22 protein-coding genes are annotated in these 23,108 nt (G+C 69.4%); 10 read left to right on the top strand and 12 right to left on the bottom strand.

Annotation, left to right across the window (positions count from 1 at the left end; all coding sequences use genetic code 11):
- Positions 1–32 precede the first annotated feature (32 nt).
- Entirely contained in the window at positions 33–1,148 is a 1,116-nt protein-coding gene (locus tag ABD235_RS05780; protein ID WP_344170516.1) for an NADPH:quinone reductase, read from the top strand.
- Here ABD235_RS05780 and ABD235_RS05775 read toward each other — a convergent pair.
- A complete protein-coding gene (locus tag ABD235_RS05775; RefSeq protein ID WP_344170513.1) occupies positions 1,145–1,771 on the bottom strand; it encodes a hypothetical protein in 627 nt (208 codons plus the stop codon). The genes ABD235_RS05780 and ABD235_RS05775 overlap by 4 nt on opposite strands.
- A 79-nt stretch (positions 1,772–1,850) precedes the next feature.
- Here ABD235_RS05775 and ABD235_RS05770 point away from each other — a divergent pair, with 79 nt between their 5' ends.
- On the top strand, positions 1,851–2,573 hold the full coding sequence (locus ABD235_RS05770; protein ID WP_344170510.1) for a methyltransferase domain-containing protein: 723 nt from the start codon (positions 1,851–1,853) through the stop codon (positions 2,571–2,573).
- Here ABD235_RS05770 and ABD235_RS05765 read toward each other — a convergent pair.
- Together ABD235_RS05765 and ABD235_RS05760 are read right to left on the bottom strand one after the other, a co-directional pair.
- The gene (locus tag ABD235_RS05765; RefSeq protein ID WP_344170506.1) at positions 2,570–3,262 is read right to left on the bottom strand and encodes a hypothetical protein; all 693 of its coding nucleotides are present in this window, start codon (positions 3,260–3,262) and stop codon (positions 2,570–2,572) included. The genes ABD235_RS05770 and ABD235_RS05765 overlap by 4 nt on opposite strands.
- A complete protein-coding gene (locus ABD235_RS05760; protein WP_425553085.1) occupies positions 3,259–3,735 on the bottom strand; it encodes an RNA polymerase sigma factor in 477 nt (158 codons plus the stop codon). The genes ABD235_RS05765 and ABD235_RS05760 overlap by 4 nt, the downstream gene beginning before the upstream one ends.
- A 159-nt stretch (positions 3,736–3,894) precedes the next feature.
- Between ABD235_RS05760 and ABD235_RS05755 the strand changes: the two genes are divergently transcribed.
- From ABD235_RS05755 to ABD235_RS05740, 4 genes are all read left to right on the top strand, one after another.
- Complete coding sequence (locus ABD235_RS05755) at positions 3,895–4,695, top strand: DinB family protein (protein ID WP_344170501.1); 801 nt, start codon at positions 3,895–3,897, stop codon at positions 4,693–4,695.
- A gap of 33 nt (positions 4,696–4,728) precedes the next feature.
- Positions 4,729–5,016, top strand: a complete 288-nt coding sequence (locus tag ABD235_RS05750; protein WP_344170498.1) for a hypothetical protein — start codon at positions 4,729–4,731, stop codon at positions 5,014–5,016.
- Positions 5,017–5,084: 68 nt separating this feature from the next.
- Positions 5,085–6,602, top strand: a complete 1,518-nt coding sequence (locus ABD235_RS05745) for a TldD/PmbA family protein (protein ID WP_344170495.1) — start codon at positions 5,085–5,087, stop codon at positions 6,600–6,602.
- Positions 6,599–8,008: a metallopeptidase TldD-related protein gene (locus ABD235_RS05740; RefSeq protein WP_344170492.1), complete on the top strand. Its 1,410-nt coding sequence runs from the start codon at positions 6,599–6,601 to the stop codon at positions 8,006–8,008. Before ABD235_RS05745 ends, ABD235_RS05740 begins: the two co-directional genes overlap by 4 nt.
- 153 nt (positions 8,009–8,161) lie before the next feature.
- Here the strand turns inward: ABD235_RS05740 and ABD235_RS05735 are convergent, their stop codons facing one another.
- Positions 8,162–9,211 (bottom strand): aldo/keto reductase, encoded by a 1,050-nt coding sequence (locus ABD235_RS05735; protein ID WP_344170489.1) that lies wholly within the window; start codon positions 9,209–9,211, stop codon positions 8,162–8,164.
- A 78-nt stretch (positions 9,212–9,289) separates the two neighbouring features.
- Here ABD235_RS05735 and ABD235_RS05730 point away from each other — a divergent pair, with 78 nt between their 5' ends.
- Both ABD235_RS05730 and rox read left to right on the top strand, forming a co-directional pair.
- A complete protein-coding gene (locus ABD235_RS05730) occupies positions 9,290–9,835 on the top strand; it encodes a TetR/AcrR family transcriptional regulator (protein ID WP_344170486.1) in 546 nt (181 codons plus the stop codon).
- Between the two features lie 55 nt (positions 9,836–9,890).
- Positions 9,891–11,345, top strand: a complete 1,455-nt coding sequence (rox, locus tag ABD235_RS05725) for a rifampin monooxygenase (protein WP_344170483.1) — start codon at positions 9,891–9,893, stop codon at positions 11,343–11,345.
- Positions 11,346–11,469: 124 nt separating this feature from the next.
- On the opposite strand, the gene ABD235_RS05720 is transcribed toward rox, so the two are convergent.
- Positions 11,470–12,126: a class I SAM-dependent methyltransferase gene (locus tag ABD235_RS05720; protein WP_344170480.1), complete on the bottom strand. Its 657-nt coding sequence runs from the start codon at positions 12,124–12,126 to the stop codon at positions 11,470–11,472.
- 394 nt (positions 12,127–12,520) lie between these two features.
- On the opposite strand from ABD235_RS05720, the gene ABD235_RS05715 reads away from it, so the two are divergent.
- Positions 12,521–14,044, top strand: a complete 1,524-nt coding sequence (locus ABD235_RS05715) for a PfkB family carbohydrate kinase (RefSeq protein ID WP_344170477.1) — start codon at positions 12,521–12,523, stop codon at positions 14,042–14,044.
- 241 nt (positions 14,045–14,285) lie between these two features.
- Positions 14,286–14,441: a hypothetical protein gene (locus tag ABD235_RS05710; RefSeq protein ID WP_344170474.1), complete on the top strand. Its 156-nt coding sequence runs from the start codon at positions 14,286–14,288 to the stop codon at positions 14,439–14,441.
- A gap of 78 nt (positions 14,442–14,519) precedes the next feature.
- Here the strand turns inward: ABD235_RS05710 and ABD235_RS05705 are convergent, their stop codons facing one another.
- The 7 genes from ABD235_RS05705 to ABD235_RS05675 form a co-directional block, all read right to left on the bottom strand.
- Positions 14,520–15,458: a Mom family adenine methylcarbamoylation protein gene (locus ABD235_RS05705; RefSeq protein ID WP_344170471.1), complete on the bottom strand. Its 939-nt coding sequence runs from the start codon at positions 15,456–15,458 to the stop codon at positions 14,520–14,522.
- Positions 15,459–15,607: 149 nt separating this feature from the next.
- Positions 15,608–16,165 (bottom strand): hypothetical protein, encoded by a 558-nt coding sequence (locus ABD235_RS05700; protein ID WP_344170468.1) that lies wholly within the window; start codon positions 16,163–16,165, stop codon positions 15,608–15,610.
- 256 nt (positions 16,166–16,421) lie between these two features.
- The gene (locus ABD235_RS05695; protein WP_344170465.1) at positions 16,422–18,149 is read right to left on the bottom strand and encodes an IucA/IucC family protein; all 1,728 of its coding nucleotides are present in this window, start codon (positions 18,147–18,149) and stop codon (positions 16,422–16,424) included.
- Positions 18,146–19,387, bottom strand: a complete 1,242-nt coding sequence (locus ABD235_RS05690) for a lysine N(6)-hydroxylase/L-ornithine N(5)-oxygenase family protein (RefSeq protein WP_344170462.1) — start codon at positions 19,385–19,387, stop codon at positions 18,146–18,148. The genes ABD235_RS05695 and ABD235_RS05690 overlap by 4 nt, the downstream gene beginning before the upstream one ends.
- Entirely contained in the window at positions 19,384–19,911 is a 528-nt protein-coding gene (locus ABD235_RS05685; RefSeq protein WP_344170459.1) for a GNAT family N-acetyltransferase, read from the bottom strand. Before ABD235_RS05685 ends, ABD235_RS05690 begins: the two co-directional genes overlap by 4 nt.
- Before the next feature lie 17 nt (positions 19,912–19,928).
- Positions 19,929–21,575: an IucA/IucC family protein gene (locus ABD235_RS05680; protein WP_344170457.1), complete on the bottom strand. Its 1,647-nt coding sequence runs from the start codon at positions 21,573–21,575 to the stop codon at positions 19,929–19,931.
- Positions 21,572–22,891, bottom strand: a complete 1,320-nt coding sequence (locus ABD235_RS05675; RefSeq protein WP_344170454.1) for a pyridoxal phosphate-dependent decarboxylase family protein — start codon at positions 22,889–22,891, stop codon at positions 21,572–21,574. The genes ABD235_RS05680 and ABD235_RS05675 overlap by 4 nt, the downstream gene beginning before the upstream one ends.
- Positions 22,892–23,108: the final 217 nt, after the last annotated feature.

Raw genomic sequence — 23,108 nt, 5'->3', positions numbered from 1 at the left:
GGCATCAGCCGCAGACCGATGGGGAGTACCCGATGAAGGCCGTTGCACACAGCGAGTTGGGGGACGCGGACGTACTGCGCGTCACGGAGCTCGACATCCCGGAGCCAGGGCCCGGCGAGGTGCGGGTCCGGGTGGCGGTGTCCGGCGTGAACCCCACCGACTGGAAGGGCCGCAGCGGCGCGTACGGCGCGGCTGCGGGCGAGCTCCCGCTGTCGGTCCCGAACCACGACGGCGCGGGCGTGATCGACGCGGTCGGTCCGGTGGCGGGGGGCGACGGCGCGAGCGGTTCGGCTGCGGAGAGCGACGGCGCGAGCGACGGGGTCGGCCCGGGCGCGGCGGGCGCGATCGGTGCTCCGTTTGCGGTCGGCGACCGGGTCTGGGTCTCGCTTGCGGCGTACCAGCGTCCGGCGAGCGGGACGGCTCAGGAGTACACGGTCCTTCCCGTGAACCGCGTGTTCCCCCTGCCCGACGGCGCGAGCTTCGAGCTGGGCGCGGCGACCGGCATCCCGGCGCTGACCGCTCACCGGTCGCTGACTGTCGCGGAGGACGGGCCGTCGCGTCTCGCGCCTGGAGCTCTTGACGGACATGTCGTCCTCGTCGCCGGCGGTGCCGGCGCGGTCGGCCACGCCGCGGTGCAGCTCGCGCGCTGGGCCGGCGCGACCGTGATCACCACGGTCAGTGGTGAGACCAAGGCGTCGTACGCGAAGGCTGCCGGTGCGCAGCACGTCGTGAACTACCGCGACTCGGACGCCGCCGAGCAGATCCGCGCGATCGCTCCCGAGGGTGTGGACCTGATCGTCGAGGTGGCCGCCGGGCGGAACAACGCGCTCGATCTCGCCGTCCTGAAGAACCGCGGCACGATCGCGATCTACGCCAACGACGGCGGTACGCCGTTCGCGCTCGACATCGGGCAGAACATGGGCCTCAACGTGCGGTACCAGTTCGTGCTCGGCTACACGTTCGGCTGGGACAAGGTGGCGGCCGGCGCGGAGGACATCAACGCGGCGATCGCCGACGGCGCGCTGCCGGTCGGCGAGGACGCCGGCCTGCCGCTGATCGAGTTCAGCCTGGACCGGACCGGCGACGCGCACCGCGCGGTCGAGTCCGGTGCCGTGGGCAAGGTTCTGGTGAAGGTCGCGGACCTCTAGTCCTGGTCGATCAGCTCCCAGCGGCGCCGCGGCCAGAACTTGACGGCCACAAGTGCCAGTACGGCGCCGATCAGCGCTCCCGGTAGCGCCCAGCGCCAACCGGTGAACATGTTGGTCCCGTCGCTCGTGGTCGCCGCGGCAGCGGTCGTCGTCACGTCATCGGTGACGGCGACCTCGGGCGTCGCGCCGTCGTAGCCCCTCTGGGACAGCAGCCCGAACTGGTCGAGCACCGTGATCAGCGCCCGCCCGTCCGCGGCCGGGTGCCAGACCGGCTTGTCCGGCATCTTCCCCGTGGAGCTCTCGAACGTCGCCACCCACGGCCCGCCCTCGGCGTCGGGGTAGATCAGGTCGAGCCGCCAGACCGACATGTCGTGAATCAGCCAGGTCGCCCTGATCACCCGGCCGTTGCCCTCCACCTTCCACCCCGGATGGTCCTTGGCCTGCATCCCCACCGAGCTCATCAGCGCCTCGTACCTGGCGTCTTGGTAGCCGGCGGCAACGACTTTCGGGATCGCCGGCGCGCTCAGCAGCACACTCGTCGGCCCACCCGCCTGCGCCGGCACCGCAACCCAGGCCGACAGCACGATCAGCAACACCCCACCCAACCGCAGCAATGTCTTCATACCCCTGATACACCGCTCGCAGCTTGACGGTTCCGGTAATCCGCTTGCCGACCCAGCCCTGTCCCGCAAGGGTGAACCCATGCGCGACTTCGATCCAGCAGCCGCTTTCGGTCCCGCCGTCGCCGCCCGCGACGTCGGATCCTCGCGCGGCGACGAGCAGGCGGCCGTCGACCTGCTCGCCGACCTCGCCCGTGGCGACTCCGCCCTCGAGTTCGCCATCGGCACCGGCCGGATCGCACTCCCGCTCACCGAACGCGGCATCCGCGTCGACGGCATCGAGCTCTCGACCGACATGGCCGACCACCTCCGCACCAGACCCGGCGGCGCCGATCTCGACGTACTGATCGGCGACATGTCCACCACCACGACCGGCCGTCAGTACCCGCTCGTCTACCTGGTCTTCAACACGATCTTCAACCTGCTCACCCAGGACGCCCAGGTCCGTTGCTTCGAGAACGCCGCCCGCCACCTCACCGACGACGGCGTGTTCCTGGTCGAGGCCGCCGTCCCGAGCGCCTGGCTGCCCAGCAACCAGTACGTGAACGCCGAGGAGGTCGAACCGTCGTACGTCGTGCTCGACGTCTGCCGGTACGACCCGGCGACCCAGATCCTCGACGAGAACCACGTCCGTCTCGACGCGGCCGGCGTCCACCTCGGCCCGATCTCCTGCCGGCTCGCCTGGCCGTCCGAGCTCGACCTGATGGCCCGCCTGGCCGGACTGCGACTGGTCGACCGTTGGGGCGGCTGGGAGAAGGAGCGCTACACCGGCGAAGGCATGCACGTCTCCGTCTACGGCCGCTAGCCCGTCACCGACCCGGCGATCTCCACAGCCCGTTCCTTGTCCACGCCTTCGAGCCGGAACGTCAGCCCGCCGTACACCCAGACCAGCGTCGGCCCGGCGACCCGCTCGGACACCTCGTTGCCGTTCTGGTCCTCCAGCATCAGCGTGTGCGGCGTACTGAACCAGTAGCCGTTGACCGCCGGCACCGGCTCCAGCGACTGGTAGTACTTCTTCACGTAGTACGGCGCCAGCCGGTCCTTGAACTGCTCCATTCGTACGACGCCGCCCGCGGTGTTCCAGCTCATCGACACCTTGCCGGCTGACGCCTCGACACCGTTCGGCGTACCGAGCCGCTTGGGGACGAGCGGTGTGAGTCCAGCCAGCCGACCAGCCTCCTGCAGCGACAGCTGCTCGCCGACAACCGGCGGACCAGGCGCACTGGTCGGCCCACTGGGCACCGGCCGGGCCTCCACTCCCCCGATGCTCAACCACTCCGCGACAGCAGCCCGGACCGGCGGAGCCACCACGGCACCTGCGACCAGGACAGCCAGCAACGCCAGCAGCGCCCGCCACTTGCTCCGGATCACCTCACCGGCAGTACGCCGTACTGCCACTCTTTCCAGCACAGCCGTCGCCAGGTCGGGAGCGACCGGAGGCGCGTAGCTACGGCCAAGCGCTCGAAGCTCTTCCACCAGCTGCTCGTCCGTCATCGCTGCACCTCCTTGTCCGGCAGTTGGGTCCGTAGCTTCTTCAGTGCTCGGTGCAGCCTCGACTTGACCGTGCCGCGCGCCCAGCCGAGCACCGTGGCGGTCTCCTGCTCGTCCAGCTCCAGCAGGTAGCGGCACGTCACCACCAGCCGGTACTGCTCGGGCAGAGCCTTCAGCGCGTCCAGCAACTCGCGTCGGCGCTCCGACGACAGCGCAGCGGTCGCGGGGTCGTCGAGCACCTCGTCGGGGAGCGCCACCAGCTCCTCACGCCGTACGCGCCGCTGTCTGGAACGGATCTGGTTGCGCGTCTCGTTGGCCACGATCCGCAGCAGCCAGGGCCGGAACGCCGAGTCGGTCCGGAAGCTGCCGAGCGCCCGGTAGGCCTTCACGAACGACTCCTGCACCACGTCGTCGGCGTCCGCGCCGGCACCGAGCAGCACCGCCATCCGCTGCGCCACCTGGGCATGACGGTTCACCAGCTCCGCGTAGGCGGCGGAATCACCGCCCCGGACCCGGTGCACGATCGCGGCCTCGTCGCTGATGCCGCCTCCTTTCCTGTGCCCGAACTACACCACGGCAGCCCGCGCGGTTCCCACTACCCGAAATCGTCCTGGATCCGCGCCAGAATGCCGTGCATGAGCGCACAGTTCGGCCCGCACCGCTGGTCGGCCGGCCACGACCGCACACCCGACACCGACCGCTTCCGGGGCGCCCGCTTCCACGTCGCCGACCTCCGCGGCACCCGCTTCGTCGACTGCGACCTGACCGGGGCGCGCATCGTCGACGCCACCCTGGTCGACGTCTCGGTCTCCGGGTACGTCGAGCGCCTGGTCGTCAACGGCATCGACGTCACGGCGTACGTCGAGTCCGAGCTCGACCGCCGCCACCCCGAACGCGTCCAGCTCCGCTCGGTCGGCAGCCTCTCCGACTTCCGCGCCCTCTGGACCACCATCGAGTCCCTCTGGACCGAGACCACCCGCCGCGCCGAACAACTCGCCGAACCGCTCCTCCACCAGCGCGTCGACGAGGAGTGGTCCTTTGTGGAAACCCTCCGCCACCTGACCTTCATCACCGACTCCTGGGCCTCCCGCGCCATCCTCGACCAGGAGAACCCGTTCCACCCCCTCGCCCTCCCCCAGTCCGCCTACAACCCCACCGACGCCGCCGCCCTGGGCATGACCCTCGCCGCCACCCCGACGTACGCCGAAGCCCTCGCCGCCCGCCAGTCCCGCCAAGCGGTCGTCCGCGACATCCTCACCACCACCGTCGACCTCAACCACCCCTGCTCCCGCGCCCCGGCCCCGGGCTACCCCGAAGGCGACCGCCCCGTCGCCGAGTGCCTCTACGTGCTGATGGAGGAAGAAATCGCCCACCACACCTACGCCTCCCGCGACCTCACCGCCCTCGAACGGAGTCTCGACACCGAGAACCGGTGAGGACAAGGGAACACCTGTTCTATTCTGGTCCTCATGGGGACGAATCGCCGCTATCCACGCGAACAGCCGCCAGGCCGCCACCGACGCCACTGCTGGGTCCTGGCCACAGCGCATGAGCGCGGCCCCTGGCCCGGCCTGATCCTGGAGTGGCGCCGGACCAACTCCGGTGACTGGGCGGCGCGCGTCGTCTACGTCCCCAACCCTCACGAGCACCGCTCGATCGAGGCCTGGTTCGCCTCCGGTCTGCTGCGCCCGATCGACTCCTGGCCGTCCCGGGCGACGATCGACGAAGCCAAGCACCTCGACGTCCACGGCCCGTGATCCCGCGTTGTCCACAAGGATTTCAATGCACGCGAAAACGGTCCGTACGACGTACTAAGGTCGTCCTCGTGCCTGACCTCGACGAGTCCTTCCTCGCCCTTCCGCGCCACGAGCTGGCCGGCGCCGCCCTGCAATGTGCCAAGGATCTCGGCGCGAGTTTCGCGGAGTTCCGGCTGGAACGCATCCGCTCGGAGTCGATCTCCCTGCGCGACGGCGCGCTGGAGAACGCCCGCGACGACGAGGACCTCGGCCTGGCCGTGCGCGTGATCCATGACGGCACCTGGGGGTTCGCCGCCGCCGTCGCGCTGACCACCGACAGCGCGGTGCAGGTCGCCGAGCAGGCGGTCAACCTGGCTCAGGTCTCCCGCCCGATCAACACCGAGCCGATCGAGCTGGCCGACGAGCCGGTCTACGACGACGTCACCTGGGTCTCGTCGTACGACGTCGACCCGTTCAGCGTCCCGCGGGCGGAGAAGGTCGCGCTGCTCGCCGACTACAGCCGCCGCCTGCTGGACGCCGACGGCGTCACCCACGTCAACGCGCATGTCGACTCCGTGCACGAGTGCAAGTTCTACGCGAACTCCGAAGGCACGTCGTACACGCAGCAACGCGTCCGCATCGGCCCGACCATCCAGGCGACCTCGGTCGACCCGGAGTCCGGCCGCTTCGACACGATGACCACCTGTGCGCCCCCGGCCGGTCGCGGATGGGAGTACATGACCGGCACCGGCTGGGACTGGGACACCGAGCTCGCCCAGATCCCCGGCTGGCTGGCCGACAAGATGGTCGCCCCGAGCGTCGAGCCCGGCCGGTACGACGTGGTCATCGACCCGACGAACCTCTGGCTCACCATCCACGAGTCGATCGGCCACGCGACCGAGCTGGACCGCGCGCTCGGCTACGAGGCCAACTACGCCGGCACGAGCTTCGCGACGCTGGACCAGCTCGGCACGCTGAAGTACGGCTCGCCGATCATGCACGTCACCGGCGACCGCACCGCCGAGCACGGCCTGTCCACGGTCGGGTACGACGACGAGGGCGTCGCCGGCCAGCAGTGGGACCTGGTCAAGGACGGCCTCCTGGTCGGGTACCAGGTCGACCGCCGGATGGCGAAGGTCAACGAGGACGTCCTCGGCACTCCACGCTCCAACGGCTGCGCGTACGCCGACTCCTCCGGCCACATCCCGATCCAGCGGATGGCCAACGTCTCCCTGCAGCCCGCGCCCGACGGCCCCTCCACCGAGGAGCTGATCAGCCGGGTGAAGAACGGGATCTACATCGTCGGCGACAAGTCCTGGTCGATCGACATGCAGCGCTACAACTTCCAGTTCACCGGGCAGCGCTTCTTCAAGATCACCGACGGCAAGCTCGACGGCCAGTTGCGCGACGTCGCGTACCAGGCGACCACCACCGAGTTCTGGGGCTCGATGGAGGCAGTCGGCGGCCCGCAGACCTACCTGCTCGGCGGCGCGCTGAACTGTGGCAAGGCGCAGCCGTCCCAGTCCGGCGCGGTCACCCACGGCTGCCCGTCCGCCCTGTTCCGCGACGTCAACATCCTCAACACCACGCAGGAGGCCGGCCGGTGACGACCGCCATTCAGCTCACCCCGCAGGACACCGTCGAGCAGGCGCTGGAGCTCGCGGCCGCGCAGGGAGCCGAGGGCTGCGTCGTCCTCGTCGCCGAGACCTCCAGCGCGAACCTGCGCTGGGCCAACAACACGCTCACCACCAACGGCGCGATGCGCGGCACCAGCGTCACGGTGATCGCGACGGTCGGCGCGGGCGAAGGGACGGCGGTCGGCATCGTGAGCCGCTCGTCGGTCACCGACGCCACGCTGCGCGAGATCGTCGCGGCCGCGGTCGCGACGGCCCGCGACGCCGAGCCGGCCGAGGACGCACGCCCGCTGGTCGACGGCACCGTCGGCCCGGGCTGGGACGAGGAGGCCGACGAGACCTCCGTCAACGTGTACGAGAAGTTCGCGCCGGCGCTCGGCGAGGTGCTCGGCCGCGCGGGCCAGGAAGGCCGCTGGCTCTACGGCTTCGCCGACCACGAGGTCGTCACGCTGTACGCCGGGTCGTCGGCCGGGATGCGTCTGCGGCACTCGCTCCCCCGCGGTTTCGTCAGCGCTACCGGCAAGTCCGGCGACCTCTCGCAGTCCGCCTGGGCGGGGGCCGCGACCCGGGACTTCAGCGACATCGACCCGCACGCGCTCGACGCCGAGCTGACCCGCAGGCTCGGCTGGGCCTCGCGGACGGTGTCGGTCGACGCCGGCCGGCACCCCACGATCCTGCCGCCGGCCGCCGTGGCCGACCTCACGACGTACCTGTTCTGGACGCTCGACGGCCGCGACGCCGCGGACGGCAACAGCCCGTTCTCCAAGCCCGGCGGCGGTACGCGGGTCGGCGAGGTGCTGTCCAAGCAGCCGGTCAACCTGCGCTCCGACCCGCACCTGCCGGGTCTGGAGACGTTCCCCTTCGCGGTCGCCCGCTCCTCCGGCGGATCCTCCAGCGTCTTCGACAACGGCCTCACGCTCACCGCGACCGACTGGATCCGCGGCGGCAAGCTCGAGAACCTGATGCAGAGCCGCTTCACCGCGGACCTCACCGGCGCGCCCGCGGTGACGCCCACCATCGACAACTACGTGCTGTCGGTCGACGGCGCCACCGGTTCGGTCGACGACCTGGTCGCCGGCCTGGACCGAGGCCTCCTGCTGACCTGCCTGTGGTACATCCGCGTCGTCGACCCTCAGACCCTGCTGGTCACGGGCCTGACCCGCGACGGCGTCTACCTGGTCGAAGGCGGCGAAGTCACCGCCGCGGTCAACAACTTCCGCTTCAACGAAAGCCCGATCGACCTGCTCGACCGCTTCACCGCGGCCGGCGCCACGGTCCCGTCCTTCTCCCGCGAGTGGGGCGACGACTTCTCCCGCACCGCCACGCCCCCGTTGCTCATCCCCGACTTCAACATGTCCACCCCAAGCCAAGCGAACTAGCCGCGTCCCCGGGAGGCTCCGCCGAGGAGCCTCCCGTACGGCGGGATCAACTCAGGCGGGGCGAGCGCCGCCGACGGGTGCGGCGTTGCACGGCGCCGTGCAGCGATCAGGCCGCTGCCGAACAGCACGGGGCGCCGGCGCGGACGATGGTCTTCATCGCAGTGCCATTCCGGGGACACGCTGACGGATGGCTTCCATCTCGGCCTCGTCGGAGATGCCTTGCCAGTCGTACCGCGGTGTGTACGGCGCCTCCAGCGCCTGCACCTCGTCGTCGGTCAGCTCGACCTCCAGCGACGCCACCGCATCGTCGATCTGCGCGATCGATCCGGCGCCGACCAGCGGCGCGGTGACCACCGGCTGACGGCGCAACCAGGCCAGCGCGATCTGCGCGCGGCTCACGCCATGAGCGCGAGCGACCTCGCCGACCGCGTCGATGATCGCGCGATTGGAGGCCTCTTCGGCCGGTGAGTACAGCAAGTCGGCGTACGCGCCATCGGTCTCGGAGCGTGCGGTCGACCGGGCGTCGTCCCACCCGCGCGCGAGCCGGCCTCGGGCCAGCGGCGACCAGATGATCGTGCCGACGCCCTCGTCCAGGCACAGCGGGATCATCTCCCGCTCCTCCTCACGCGCGAGCAGGTTGTAGTGGTCCTGCATCGACACGAACCGCGCCCACCCGTGCTGCTTCTGCAGGTGCAGCGCCTTCGCGAACTCCCAGGCGTGCATCGACGACGCCCCGAGGTACCGGACCTTCCCGGCCTTCACCAGATCGCTGAGCGCCTCGAGCGTCTCCTCCCACGGCGTCGAGTGGTCGTTGCGATGGATCTGGTACAGATCGATGTACTCGGTCCCGAGGCGGCGCAGCGAGTGGTCGACCTCGGTCATGACCGCCTTCCGCGACAGGCCCCGGCCGTTCGGTCCGGTCCGCATCGGGTGCCGCAGCTTGGTCGCGATCACCACGTCGTCGCGGTCGGCGAAATCCTTGAGCGCCCGGCCGAGGATCTCCTCGCTGGACCCGTTGGAGTACATGTTCGCGGTGTCGAAGAAGTTGATGCCGGCCTCCAGGGCGTGCCGGATCAGCGGCCGGGCCTCGTCCTCGCTCTTCGACCAGACCGGGTGCCCGCGGTCGGGCTCGCCGTACGTCATCGCGCCAATGGCGATGGGAGACACGTCCAGGCCGGTCGTGCCGAGCTTGATGTACCGCATGATGCTCCTCTAAGCTATGTGGAGAGTTCTCCATATACGTTAGTGGAGAGTTCTCCACATAGCAAGGAGAGGTTTTCTGTGGTCCGTTCAGACGCCCGGGAGAACCGGGCCCGCATCCTCGCGGCCGCCCGCGAGGCCTTCACCGACGACGGCGCTCCGTCGATGAACCAGGTCGCCCAACTGGCCGGCGTCGGCGCGGGCACGCTCTACCGCAACTTCCCGACCCGGGAAGCGCTGGTGCTGGCGGTCTACCAGGACGAGGTCGAGCGGATCATCGCCACCGTGCCGGGACTGCTCGCCGAGCTGACCCCACTCGAAGCGTTGCGCCAGTGGACCACCCTCCTGGTCGAGGCGATGCGCAAGAAGCACGGCCTCGGCGACGCCCTCAGCCCGACCGGGCACCAGACGATCACCGAGCAGACGTACCGGCCGGTGGTCGCCGCGATCACCGAGCTTCTCGACGCCGGCAAGCAGGACGGCAGCATCCGCGCCGACGCCGACGCCGGCGACTTCCTGCAGCTCACGGGTGCACTCTGGCGCGCCACGCCCGGACCGGACGACCGCTCGCCACGCATGCTCGCCCTCGTCCTCGACGGGCTCCGCCCGCAATCGCCGTTGCCCTAGGCAACGAGCGGTCAGAAAAGGTGTGGACGGCGTCGTACCGGGCCAGTAGCTTCCAGTGGACCCTTCGCGAAGAAACGAGACCCTCCTGTACGACGTGATCATCGCCGGCTGCGGGCCGACCGGCGCCATGCTGGCCGCCGAGCTCCGGTTGCACGACGTACGGGTTCTCGTGCTGGAGAAGGACACCGAGCCGGTCTCGTTCGTCCGCATCGTCGGTCTGCACATTCGCAGCCTCGAGCTGATGGCGATGCGCGGCCTGCTGGAGCGCCTGCTCCCCCACGGACGGCAGCGGCCCGCCGCCGGGTTCTTCGCCGCGATCCACAAGCCGGTGCCGGACGGTCTGGACTCCGCCCACGCTTACCTGCTGGGCATTCCGCAACCGGTCGTCGTACGGCTGCTCGAAGAACACGCGATCGACCTGGGCGCGGAGGTACGGCGGGGTCACGCGGTGGCCGGCGTCGAGCAGGACGACGACGGCGTGACCGTCGAACTGGCCGACGGCGAGAAGCTGCGTGCGCGGCACCTCGTCGGCTGCGACGGCAGCCGCAGTACGGTCCGCAAGCTGCTCGGGGTCGGCTTCCCCGGCGAGCCCTCGCGGACCGAGACCCTGATGGGCGAGCTGAAGCTCGAGGCCCCGCAGGAGGAGATCGCCGCCACGGTGGCCGAGGTCCAGCGGACCCACAAGAGCTTCAGTCTCACGCCGTTCGACCAAGGGTTCTACCGCGTCGTCGTGCCCGTCGTGGCCGTGAGCGATCGCTCGGACGAGCCCGCCCTCGAGGACTTCCAGCAGCAGTTGCGCGCTGTCGCGGGGACGGATTTCGGCGCGCACTCGCCGCGCTGGATGTCCCGGTTCGGGGATGCCACTCGCTTGGCCGAGCATTACCGGGTCGATCGGGTGCTGCTGGCCGGCGACGCGGCACACATCCACCCACCGACCGGCGGGCAGGGCCTCAACCTGGGGCTCCAGGACGCCTTCAACCTTGGCTGGAAGCTGGCCGCACAGATCCGCGGCTGGGCGCCGGAAACGCTGCTGGACACCTACGAAACCGAACGCCATCCGGTCGCGGCCGCCGTACTGGACAACACCCGCGCCCAGCTGGAGCTGTCCTCCCCCGAACCAGGTCCGCAGGCCGTACGGCGGCTGCTCACCGAACTGATGGACCTCAACGAGGTCAACCGCTACCTGATCGAGAAGATCACCGCGATCGACCTCCGCTACGACTTCGGCGAAAGCCCGGATCTCGTCGGCCGCCGCCTGCGCGATCTCGACCTCGAGCAGGGTCGCCTCTACGACCAGCTGCACCGAGGCCGCGGCCTCCTGCTGGATCGCACCGAACGCCTGACCGTCGGCGCCTGGTCCGACCGGGTCGACCAGCTCGCCGATCCGACGGCACCGCTGGACGTTCCGTGCCTCCTGCTACGCCCCGACGGTCACATCGCCTGGATCGGCGACGACCAGCAGGACCTGGACGCGCATCTCACCCGCTGGTTCGGCAAGCCCACTGATTGATCTCGCTGGAGCAACGAGATCGCCAGGCCGGTTCGGCGCAACGCGCAGTCCGTGACCGCGATCCAGGTCGCGGTCCGGCCGGTCGGGTTCCTGTCGAGAGCTCTTCGAGCTGCCCGTTCGCCGGTCAGGCGGGCTTGGCCTGCGTGACCCGCCAGAGCTTGCGCGGCCCCTCGTCGTACGGGTCGGCCCCGCCGAGCTCCCACTGATCGGCGAGCTCGCCGATCAGCTCGCGGTCGAAGAACCGGCCGGCGAAACCGTCGCGGGTGTAGAGGCCGTCGCCGACCTCCGGGCAGCGGCCGAAGTACGGGTCCTCGGTCGACCACACCGAGTACACGAACAGCCCACCCGGCCGCAGCACCCGGCGGACCTCGTTCATCAGCTGCCGCAGCTCACTCCGCGAGAACGCCATGTTCAGCAACAGGTTCGCGTACACCGCGTTCACCGTCGCGTCAGCGGGAGGTAACGGATCGCGTACGTCGTGCAACGCCGCCGTCACCCGGTCGTCCAGGCCGTCACGCTGAGCATCCAGCCGCAATCGGTGCAGCGCGGACTCACTGAAGTCCGTCGCGTGCACGCTGAATCCCTGCCGGGCCAGGTACAACGCGTCCCGCCCGTGCCCGGCGCCGAGCTCCAGCACGTCGTCGATGCCCGCGGCACCGAACAGCCGAACCGTCCACCGCGCCGCCGCCGACGGCTCCGGCCCGTGCAGCCGCGGATTCTCGTCGTACGCCCGCTGCCACCTGTCCTGCTGAGCCCTCGCGAGCTCCTGCTCAGTCTTCATCCTGCTCCCCGTGGTCGCCGTGCCGATCACAGAAACCGGCAGACCCGCAGCAGCCTACGCGACAACTCGCGACCCGTCTTCCCGCCGGCTCTCCTTTGCCAACCGCAACGACCAGCGGAAATTGGTTGCTCTCAGCAAGTACTCCGCCAAGCCCACCCCACGAATCCCGTCCAGACCGAGCAGAAAGCGGAGACCGAGGCATCACCACCCGGCCACACACGTCCGGACATACCCACCTCAGCGGCTACTCGCCGTCATCAGACCTGTAGGCGGTTGGTATCCAACTGAGCCCTCCCCGCGCGCCCGCCGGCGCCACGGGACACTCCGGTCCACACTGCGAGCCGGCAGCCCCGTTCCCATACTGGAGGTGAACCACGATGAAGCCGGGGGGCGAATGGCCAACCGCGATGATCCGGACTCATCCGAAGCCGTCGTACTGACGCATGCGCTGAGAGCGCTCCGGATGCGGGCCGGCGTGGTTCTGGCCAGGCTCGAGGACACCAAGAACGAGGACGTCGCCTCGCTGCTCAACCTGCCCGTCGTGCGCGCGCATGCGGAGCGGCAGGAGATCGGGCGGCCCGATGCAGCGCTGCAGATCATCGCCCAGGCGGTCCGGGACACCGAGCACGCGACGCACCGAATCGTGGCGGACGCCGTACTGGGACTGGGTGTGCTCGCCGACGTGTACGCGCAGCACGGGCTCGACGACAAGGTGATCCAGTCCTTGCGCGCCGGCGCCGTCGGCCGCCGTCGCGCAACGCTGCTGGCGAACTGGCGCCGCCTGCACGAAGCGATGGACGAGACCGCGACCGAACCCCCGAGCGACCGCACCCTTCGCGGCAGCACCGAGCCGGAGGTCCTGCGCCAGTTGGCCCGCCGCCTGATCCAGCCGGGCCCGGTCTCCCCCACGGCCGGTCCGCTGTCCAGCGCCCACGATCCGGCCCCGCCGCCGAACGCTCCGGCCGGCCGGGTGATCGTCGTCGGCGGCGCGGTGATGGACGCGATCTTCCGGACGCGGATGATTCCTCAGCACGAGACGTCCGTACCTGCCCACGACTTCACTCTGAGCCCCGGCGGCAAAGGCGTCACCCAAGCGATCGCCGCGGCTCGCCTTGGCCTGAAGGTCTCGCTGGTCGCCGCCGTCGCGGACGACCAGTTCGGTCACGAGATCGTCCAGCACCTGCGCACCGAGAACGTCGACACGTCCTTGCTGAAGATCGTCCGTGGTGCCCGTACACCGATGACCGGCGTCTTCGAACTCTCCCTCGGCGACAGCATCGCGGCGGTCTGGCGCAACGAGAAGGAGATCAGCCTCACCGTCCGCGACGTCGACCTGCTCGGCCGCCAGATCGCTGACTGCGACGCCCTCCTGCTCACCTTCGAGGTCCCGCGCGATACCGTGCAGCGCACGTTGAGCTTGGCCCACTCCAACGAGACCACCCGCCCGATCGTCATCGTGACCCCGGGTCAGCCGCACCCTGACGGCCGGATCTCCCGCTCCGCGTTGGGCCAGATCGACTACCTTGTCGCGCACACCTGGGAGCTCGAGCGCTACGGGCCGACCGCCCAGGACCGCTTCGACGCAGACCGCCTCGGCGAACACCTGCTGGACGGCGGCGTCGACACCCTCTGCCTGCTCGGCACCGGCAGCGGTCTGATCTACTCCCGCACCGCGCCCACCATCGACCGCCTCCCGACGGTCTCGCGCTCCCCGTTCAAAGAGGTCTCGATCACGCGCGACGCGTTCTGCGCCGCCCTCGCCGCCAAACTCATCGACGACGGCCCGACCCTCACCGCGGCCACGGCCCGCTGGGTCACCGCCGCGATGGCCTGCGCCGCCGAGGACTTCCCGCTGTCCACCACGATGCCCGACCGCGACCGCATCAACCGCAAACTCCGCGAGGCGCAGAACTCCTGACCTGCCTTTTGGCAACCGGGACGCCGTTTTGGCAACGCCAGTTCGCTCCGCCTGCCAGGAATGAGGTCTCCGGACGCCGAATTGGCTATGTCCGGACCTGTGACCGATGCCAAAGAAAGAGCATTGACACCCATTTGCCATGCGCTTCACTGATAGCAATCAGCCGAAGCGGTGAAGGGACCCTAATCTAGCGCACACCGCCAGGAATGCAACCCCGTGGACCGGAAGTGAGGGGATCGCAATGACCGAGAACAGCGCCTTGGCATTTATCGTGATGCTGGCCACGGCCGGAGTCCTGTACAGGTTCTGGCGGCCCATCCTCGGCGTTCTGCTGATGTTCCTGGTGGTCGTCTTCGGATTCGGCGTCTACTCCGTCGCCGTCGCGATGACGACCTGACCGCAGCAGACCACGATCACGGCGAACCGCGGCATCCACCAATGAAGCTGGATGCCCCGGTTCCCCTTCCCAGCAAGGTCAGGAGCGCCGGCGCACCCGCCGACGCTCGCCCGGCTCGACGACCTCCGTCGGGCCTTTCATGCGGCAGCAGTAGATCATCGAGTCGGCCAGCACGGCCCGGCTCTGCTCGGCCATTACGCCGTACTTCGCGCGCACTTCGGCCAGGCTCTGCGTTCCGTACCGAATGCCGAGTTGCCGCGGGCTGACGGCCACTCCGTCGACGTACAAATACGGCCGCGGCCGTACCGACATCCAGTACTGCCAGTTCGCCGCCCGATAACTCGACCCGGTGAATCCGAGATTCTGGTCGACCACCGTGGTCAGCAACTCGGCCGTCGGTTCCGTCTTCTGCATTTCCTTCCGTACGCCGGCCAGCAGTGTCGAAATGGCATTGGCCGGCGCGACGTCGAACGAGTAGACCCGCGACACGTCCCACATCCGCTCCACCGGCACCCCGAACTGCCGGTGCAGTTGCTTGCCCACCACCGCCCAGTCCATCGGCGAGACACTGCACAACGTCACCGGGCGCCGGTGGATCGGATCCACCAGTGCGAAGTTCCGGGCGCCCGGGCGGGCGCTGCGCAGATAGTGCAAGTTCCCGAAGATCGCCTCGGCGTCCTCGGTCTCACACTCGACGAACTTCAACGCTTCCAGCGGATAGGCGTCGGTCGGCACGAGATCAAGCACTTTCGCCTGATCGGCCTGCAGCTGCACCGCACTGTTCCGGAGCTCGGCATCGAGGTCGCGGCGCAAGATCCGCCCGTTGTACGCGGTGACCCGCGGCAGCTGCACGAGCGTCCGCACAGCCAGCGCACGAGGCTCGACCCCGTGCCGGCGAGCGGAGCTCTGCACCAGCTCAGAGAACAGCGCGTCGCCGCCCCGGCAAGCTTCGAGAGTGAGCTTCCGACGGGCCTTCTGTGGGGCAGAAACCTCTACCCCCGTGGCAAAGGCGCTCATCCGGCCGCCTCCTGTCCTGCACGGTGCCCCACAGGGCACGCTGAAACTGATGGTACCTAGAGCAGTTCGCCCGCGAACGTGGCGAACTGGGCCCGGCCCATGAATAGGACCGGGTGAAGCGTCGTTCGGTTCCTTCGCGGCGCGAGAAGTCAGCCGGCCGAGATATCCCGCGCGCGGAGATTGGCCTTCAAGATGTCCAGCCGCTTCTGGACGAGGTCGTTGCTCAGCTCAATGGGGTCGAGTCGCGAGATGCTGGAGTCGTAGTTGATCGTCAGTCGTTCGAGCAGCTCGTCGTGCGGCCAGCAGAGGACTTCGTAGCGCCGTAGGGCCTCGATCTGGTCGGCAGTGAAGTCGATGACCCAGCGCTGGTCGTAGGAGTCGCCAACGACCTCGACCCAGCAGTGCGATGTCAGCAATTGTGTCGATCCCAGCGACACCTGGCCGTAGCAGTACGCAAGCTTCGATCCATCGACGCGATCGAGCAACTGCTCGATCAGCCAGGCCGAACTGACGCCGCACTGGCCGCGCGAGGGCCGCGCGTTCTCCAGCGGCGCATCCAGCGGGCCGCGGTAGATCGTGTCCTCGTCCCACGCCTCGAGCAAACGCTCGCGACAGTTGCCCAGGTCATCAGCCCAACCGGGCCGTTGCCGGACCGGATCCAGGTGTGGAAGCACTGCAGGGGCTGGGGTGACCCAGGGGAACGGCACTGGACGTCCTTAATGAGCAGTGGCTGGCACGTCGTTCTCTGCGAGATCGCCACGGCGGCAGGCCGGTTCTCGGTCTGCACCCCTGCAAGAACGCCCCCTGCGCCCGGCAAGCGATCGGCGCCGGACGAACAACTCGGTGTGAGGCATATCTTGCCCGTGAATCCGGCGATTGTCTTGCAGACTGTTGCCTTCTTCCGGCGGCCGTGCGATCGGTCACGCACGCCACAGGAATAGTAACGATAAGTCACCCCAAACGTCACTGCCTGAGCGGTGGAATCGGCGTGGCGTCGTGCAATGGATTTGGGAGAGTCCCTGCCTTTGGGATCGGGGGTCGGGTGTCCAAGTCCGTGTAGCCGAGGGTGAGGCGGTAGCCGTTCAAGGGGTAGCGGGTGAAGGACTTGCCGGTGAGGGCGGTGGCTTCCAGGCGGTCGGCGAGGTGGGGGTTCTGGGTGGTGTAGAGGTCCAGCTCGCCCCGGACCAGGCCCCAGAGGTCTGCCTCGGGGACGAGATCGGACAGCGGGTTGAGGACGCCCAAGAACAGAGCGTCCACCATGTACTGCCTCAGGACGTTCCAGGGTTTGCGGGGTAGGACTCGGTCGTGGGAGTCCGGCTCCAAACCCCTGGCGGGGATGGGCGTCGTGGAGATGTTGACGTCGTCGACGAGGTCCTTCACGACTAGGCGGGACGGCAGGCCCGAGGGATCGCAGATGATGGCGAGGTTTTCGCCGTGGGGGTTGACCGTGATGCCGTAATGGTGGAGGAGGTGGAGCAAGGGTCTGAGGATGGTGGCCAAGAGGTGGCTGATCCAGACCTCGGGGGATACGCCGGAGTGTTTGATGTACGACGCGACCAGCGGCTCGCCGGCGGCGTCGACGTGGAGGACCGCGGCCAGGGGCCAGGCGGATTCGCCCTCACGTAGGCGGGGGTCCAGCGGGTCTCGCCAGATGCAGCCGAGGGTTTCGGTCCACTGGTAGGGGATGCCGGGGGCCGTGGCCAGTTGCGGGTGGCGGACGGTGACCGACGCTACCTCGCCCAGGAGCTCGGCGCCCAAGGACTGCAGGACCTCGTCGCGGTACCAGAGGCCGCGTAGCCACTGGGTGACCATCGGGGCGGCAAGGGTGCAGTGGATGGGGATGCCTCGGTAGACGGAGGTGTTGAGGATCTTCAGGGGAAGCTTGACCTGATAGCGCAACGGCGAAGAGACGTTGACCATCGTTCGGATGGACTGGGTGGGCAGGTAGTCGTCGGGCGCCTCCCCCAGGACGACGATCTCGCCGGTGGCGAGTTCGCGGGACCACTGGGTGCGGACGACGTGGTCGAGCTGCCAGGGATGGACCGGGAGCCAGACGTACGAGTCGGGGTCGACCAGCTGCGCACGGAATGCGTCCAACACCTCCGGCCCGAGCTCACGGCCGACGACTGCGTGCTCCGACAGGTCAGGAGTCCCCCGGAACTCGGCCAGACCCCGCCGTACGGCCAGCCACACCAGGCGGAGCGGCGTACGAGCTTCTGGTGTGTACAGCGCGTTGTCGGAGGCCGAGAAGCCCAGGCGGCCTTTGTTGGCGACCAGGATGGGGTGACCGGTCAGGTGCCCTTCCAGGCCAGTGTGGTGAAGGCCAACCAGCTCCTCGTTCGAGACTGCAGTAGAAGCCATCCGTACGTCGGCGGCCAGCGTGCTCGACAGCTCCGCGGTGTAGCCCGCGAGGGTCGGCCCGTCCAACCCCAGTACGCCGGCCGCGTCCATCAGGAACTGCAGCGGGTCGATGGCCGGTTCGCTCTCGTCGTTGCCGAGGATGCCTGCGGTGGTCCGCTGCACGGACCCAGGAGTCACCCGGTACGTCGCGAAGGCGCCCTCGGTGTACTCGAAGGTGTACGCGACCGAGCCCAGCTCCAGCCGACCGTCCACGGGCGTCAGCAAGGCCTCGCTGCAGAGCTGCGAAATCAGCTTGGCCAGCAGCTCGGCGGAGCAGCGTTCCCAGCTCATGCGGGCTGGGCGAAGTTGGTGAAGGCGGTGGACTTCGGCAGCCGGAACACCTCACGCCCGGCGACCGCGTTCAGGATCGTCCCGTTGCGGACGGCCCCGATGCCGAGGTCCGGCGCCGCGACGCCGTGGCTGTGCAGGTCGGCGTTCGACACGAACATCCGCTCCAACCCAAGAACGCTGTGGTCCCGGTTGATCACCCACCGCCCGGCAGCATCCCGCTGCACCAGCGACTCGACAGACTCGTCCAGGAACCCCAGCGCCCGGTTCCGGTAGCCAGTAGCGGCCACAACCACGTCACACACGTGCTGGAAGGTGCGACCACTGTCAGTGTGCCGAAGTGTCAGCTCCACTCCGTCAGGCCCGTCCACAGCACCAGTGACCGCCACACCGCACTGCAGCTCGGCAGACACCTCACGCGAGTACAGCAGGTCGTGGATCTGCTCCAGCGTCTCGGAGGAGATCCCCTTGTAGTGCCGCCACTGCTCCTTGACCAGCCGGTCTCGGACCGGTTCGTCCAGCGAGTGGAAGTAGTCCACGTACGACGGTGTGGTCATCTCCAGCACCAGCTTCGAGTAGTCCAGCGGCGCGAACGACGCCGTACGAGTCAGCCAGCTGACCGCCGGTCCATCCGAACGCAGCAGGTCCAGCGCGCACTCCGCACCGGACTGCCCGGACCCGACGACAGTGACTCGCCCTGCGCGCAGCAGCTCGTCCCGTCGATACAGGTAGTCGGCCGAGTGCAGCAGCCGCTCAGGGGACAGCGCAGCAAGCGCAGCCGGTACGGCGGGCTCGGTGCCGACGCCCAGCACCAGGTGCCGCGCCTGGAAAGCCTCACCGCCGGCAACGATGTGAAAGACCGTCCCGTCCCACTCCACCGACGTGACCTCGCGCCCGAAGTGCAACGAGTCCAGCTGCGCCGCGCACCAGCGCAGGTAGGACTCGTACTCTCGCCGGGTCGGGTGGAACTTCTCCCGCACGTAGAACTGGTACAGCCGGTCGTTGTCGCGCAGGTACGACAGGAACGACAGCCGGTGCGCAGGCTCGACCAGGCTGACCAGATCGGCCAGGAACGAGACCTGCAGCATCGCGTCGTCGAACATCAGCCCGCGGTGCCAGGTGAACTCCGGCCGGCTGTCCAGTACGGCGACCCGCAGGTCGAGCCCGTCTGCCAGGGCGGCCAGCCCGAGGTTGAACGGGCCGGCGCCGATCGCGATCACGTCGTACGGAGCGGGTGTCATGAGGCCTCCACGGTCCGGGTGCGGACCATCAGTAGTGCGGTCTTCTCGGGCAGCTGTAGCTCCCCGGCCGGCTCGAACCCGGCAGCGGCGAACGCGCGCAGCGACGGGGTGTTGCGGACGTCGGGCTCGGCGACGACGCGGTCGCAGCGGGGATCGGCCCGCAGTACGGCGTCGGCGAGGGCGCGCAGCAGCCTCCGCCCGATCCCCTGGCCCACCTGGGCGACGTCACCGATGGCGACGTGCAGCCCCCAGTCGTGCTCGCGCCAGGCGTAGTACTCCGCGAGCCGGTCGTGCCGGACGCGGTACAGCTCGATGTACGCGAAGCTCCGGCCCTCGAGAGCGACCAGGCACGGGAGCGAGTGCTCCCCTGCCGCCTGCTCCTCCAGCGCCTCGGCCCAGCGCTGCACCGGCCAGTCCGACTCCCACCAGGGCACGATGTGCGGCTGCGCCATCCACTCGGCGACGAGAGGCGCGTCGGCCACCTCGGCCGGGCGGAGGTCGAAGCCGTCATCCAGGTGCAGCACCGGCGCGACCTCGCACCTCATCGAGCCGTGCCCAGCCGCAGAGGGTTCGGGATCTGCAGGTAGACCGACTGGTTGTCCAGCGGTGCGACCACCTCGTCGATGCCCTTCAGCCGGGTCAGCATGTTCGCCTTGCAGGGCAGGTGGTCGGCGGTGAGCCAACGCTGGGCCAGCCGGTCGCCGTCAGGTCCAGCAGCCTTCAGCGACGGCAGTGCATCGGCCAGACGATCCCGTACGACGTCCAACAGGTCCAGCTCGTCCGCTACCCCGTCGACTCCCAGTGCGCTCACCACGGCGAGCGCCTGGTTGTGCAGCAGGTAGTAGGTCAGCCGGTCGTCGACAATCGCGTCCTCGACGACAGCCAGCGTGGAGTCGCGCAGACCGGTCACCGCGAGCAGGCCCTTCAGGTACGACGACGCGAGGTAGTAGCCCTGGTTGTCGCGGTACGCGCCGCCGATGACCCGTCCGGAGTCGTCCAGCCGGACCAGCGTGTTCTGCTGGTGCGCCTCCAGGCCGATGCCGGTCTCGGCGTACAGGGACAGCATGGGGACGAGCACCTGGTCGACGTACGACGCCACCCAAGCAGCCGGGTCCTCCTGTACGGCGGGAAGCGCGCTGAGGCGACTGACGCCGCCGAGGCGCGGTGCAACCAGTCCTGCCAGACAGGCGTAGCTGTCGACATCAGCGGGGACCTCACGCACGGCCACGTCGAGACCGGTGAGCGTCGGGCCGCCCTCGTCGAGCGCTACCCACGCCGGGTCGCGCACGATCGAGAAGCCCGGGTGGGCGGTCGCCGTACCGGCGTTGTACGCCGCGTCGAGCAGGCGGTTGATCTCGAGCCCCCGGCGGAGCTCCGTCGAGGTGGACTCGCGGCGGGAGTTGGTGATCCGCAGGCCGAGGGACAGCTTGAGCATGACCGGCAGGTCCGGGTGGAACACCGTGCGGAGACTGGAGGTCGGGTACCACTGCGCACCGAGCGGTCCGAGCGGCCGGACGCGCCCGGCGCGGATCAGCTCGGCTACACGGGGCCGGTGGAGCAGGGACTCGGCCTGCCACGGGTGCGCCGGTAGCAGCGCCGCACCCGCGGCGGGCGTCGTACCGGCCAGCGCAGCCATCAGCTGCAGGGCGTCCAGTCCCTGCAGTGACGGCGCGCCGGCCACCTGGTCCGAGGAGACCAGCTCCTGGTCGATCTCGAACCAGTGCACTGCGAAGCGGCCACCGAGCTCCGGCGAGTACGCCGCCAGCTCGTCTCCGCTCAACCCGTCGCGGCTCTTCGGAGCCGGGTGGTTCTGGTGCCCGACCGTCAGCGCCTGCTCGTGGGCGAGGAAGCGGCCTGGGGCCGGCTCGGCCGGTCCCGCGAAGAAGGTCGCCACGTTGCGCACGGACTCCGCAGTACGCGCGGCCAGGTCGTCGACCTCGGCGGGGTCGGCATCAACCGCCAGCAGACGAACCAGCTCCTCCGGCTCCGGCGCACGCCCGTCCACCAGGACGTCGGTGAACAGGTGGAGACCAGTGGGAGAGGCGTGCAGAACCTGGGCAGTGATCTCGGCATCACCGACCCGGAAGCTGAGGCGACCGGGCGGCACCGGCACCCCGGCTTCCCGCGTGTAGCACCTCAGGATGGCGTTGAGGTGGGTGGTGACAGCTGCTGCGGTGGTGGTGATCACGCTGCTCCTTCGGCCGACCGGACTTCGTGGCCGGTGGCCACGACCAGGTCGAGCAGGTCCTCGATGTCCGACGCGGTGGCGTTCGGGTTCAGCAGCGTCAGTTTCAACGCGACCGCGGCCGGGCGGTCGCCACCGCCGGGAATGGTGGTCCGGCCGATCAGCACCTGTCCCGCCGTCAGCAACCGGCGCCGGACCTCACCCTGGAGCGCGTCCACGCCGGCCGCGTCCAGTCCCCGCCCGGTGACCCGGAACAGCACCGTGGTCAGGGTCACCGGCGCCAGCAGCTCGAGGTTGCTGTCGGCAACGACCCTGGCCGCGGCGGCGTGCGCGAGCTCGTGGCAGGTGTCGAGCATCTTGCCCAGTCCGGCCCGCCCGTAAGCGGTCAGCGTGGTGGCGACCTTCACCGCGTCAGGGCGGCGTGTGGTCTGCAGACTCCGCCCGAGCAGACCGTCGAGCCCGGAGTCGATGTCGTCGGCCGGGTTGAGGTAGTCGACCGATCGTCCGAGCGCCGAGAAGCGCTCCTGGTCCGCCACCAGCAGCATGCTCGTCGCGGCCGGCTGCCAGCCGATCTTGTGCAGGTCGAGCGTCACCGAGTCCGCCGCCGGCAGCTCCGCCAGCAGCGGCGCCAGCCGGTCGGAGAACAGGGCGCCGAACCCGTACGCCGCGTCCGCGTGCACCCAGGCGCCGTACGGACGGGCCAGCTCCGCGATCCCCTCGATCGGGTCGATCGAGCCGTAGTCCGTCGTACCGGCGGTCGCGACCACAGCGATCGGCGTCCGCTCCGGCCGGGCCAGCTCGTCGGCGAGGACGTCGAGGCGTATCCGGAAGTCATCGTCGGTCGGGATCGCGATCACGGCGTCCTCCCCCAGGCCCAGCGCGGCGCACGCGCGCTGGATCGAGAAGTGCGCCAGCTCGGAGCACAGCACCACCGGCCGCCGCATCCCGTACACGCCGTCGCGCCGTACGTCGAGACCCGCCGCGGCCGCCGCGCTGTCCCGCGCGATCAGCATCGCCAGCAGGTTGGAGATCGAGCCGCCCGGCGTCAGGACGCCGTCCGCCGCCGGACCGAACCCGGCCATCCCCGCGAGCGCCCGAACCACCCACTGCTCGATCGCCAGCGTCGCCGGGCCGGAGTCGTAGGTGTCCATCGACGCGTTGCTCGCCGAGGCCAGCCGGTCGGCGTCCACCGCCACCTGCAGCACCGGCGGTTGCAGGTGCGCCGCCGCGTGCGGGTGACTGAGATCGATCCCGTCGCGGTCCAGCAGCCCGGCGATCAGGTCCAGCGCCGCGGACTCGCCGACTCCCGTCGACGGCACCCGTGGCTCTCCGAGCAGTTGCGCCGTCCGCCGCAACACGTCCGCGGGCAGCCCCGCCGGCAACGGTCCGCGCTCTCGATCCACGACCGTGGACGCCAACGGCCACCGCACGGCGTGCGGGCTGTGCGGCGGCCGGACCGATGAGCTCAACGGTGCGAGACCCACTTGCTGCGACATCCAGCGACTCCAGGAGAAGTTGTTGAGTAAGGCAAGCCTT

Origin of the sequence: Kribbella lupini (genome assembly GCF_039529595.1) — a bacterium.
Taxonomy (GTDB): domain Bacteria; phylum Actinomycetota; class Actinomycetes; order Propionibacteriales; family Kribbellaceae; genus Kribbella; species Kribbella lupini.
Note: the sequence above shows the minus strand (reverse complement) of the source record. Positions and strands in the feature narration are given on the sequence as shown.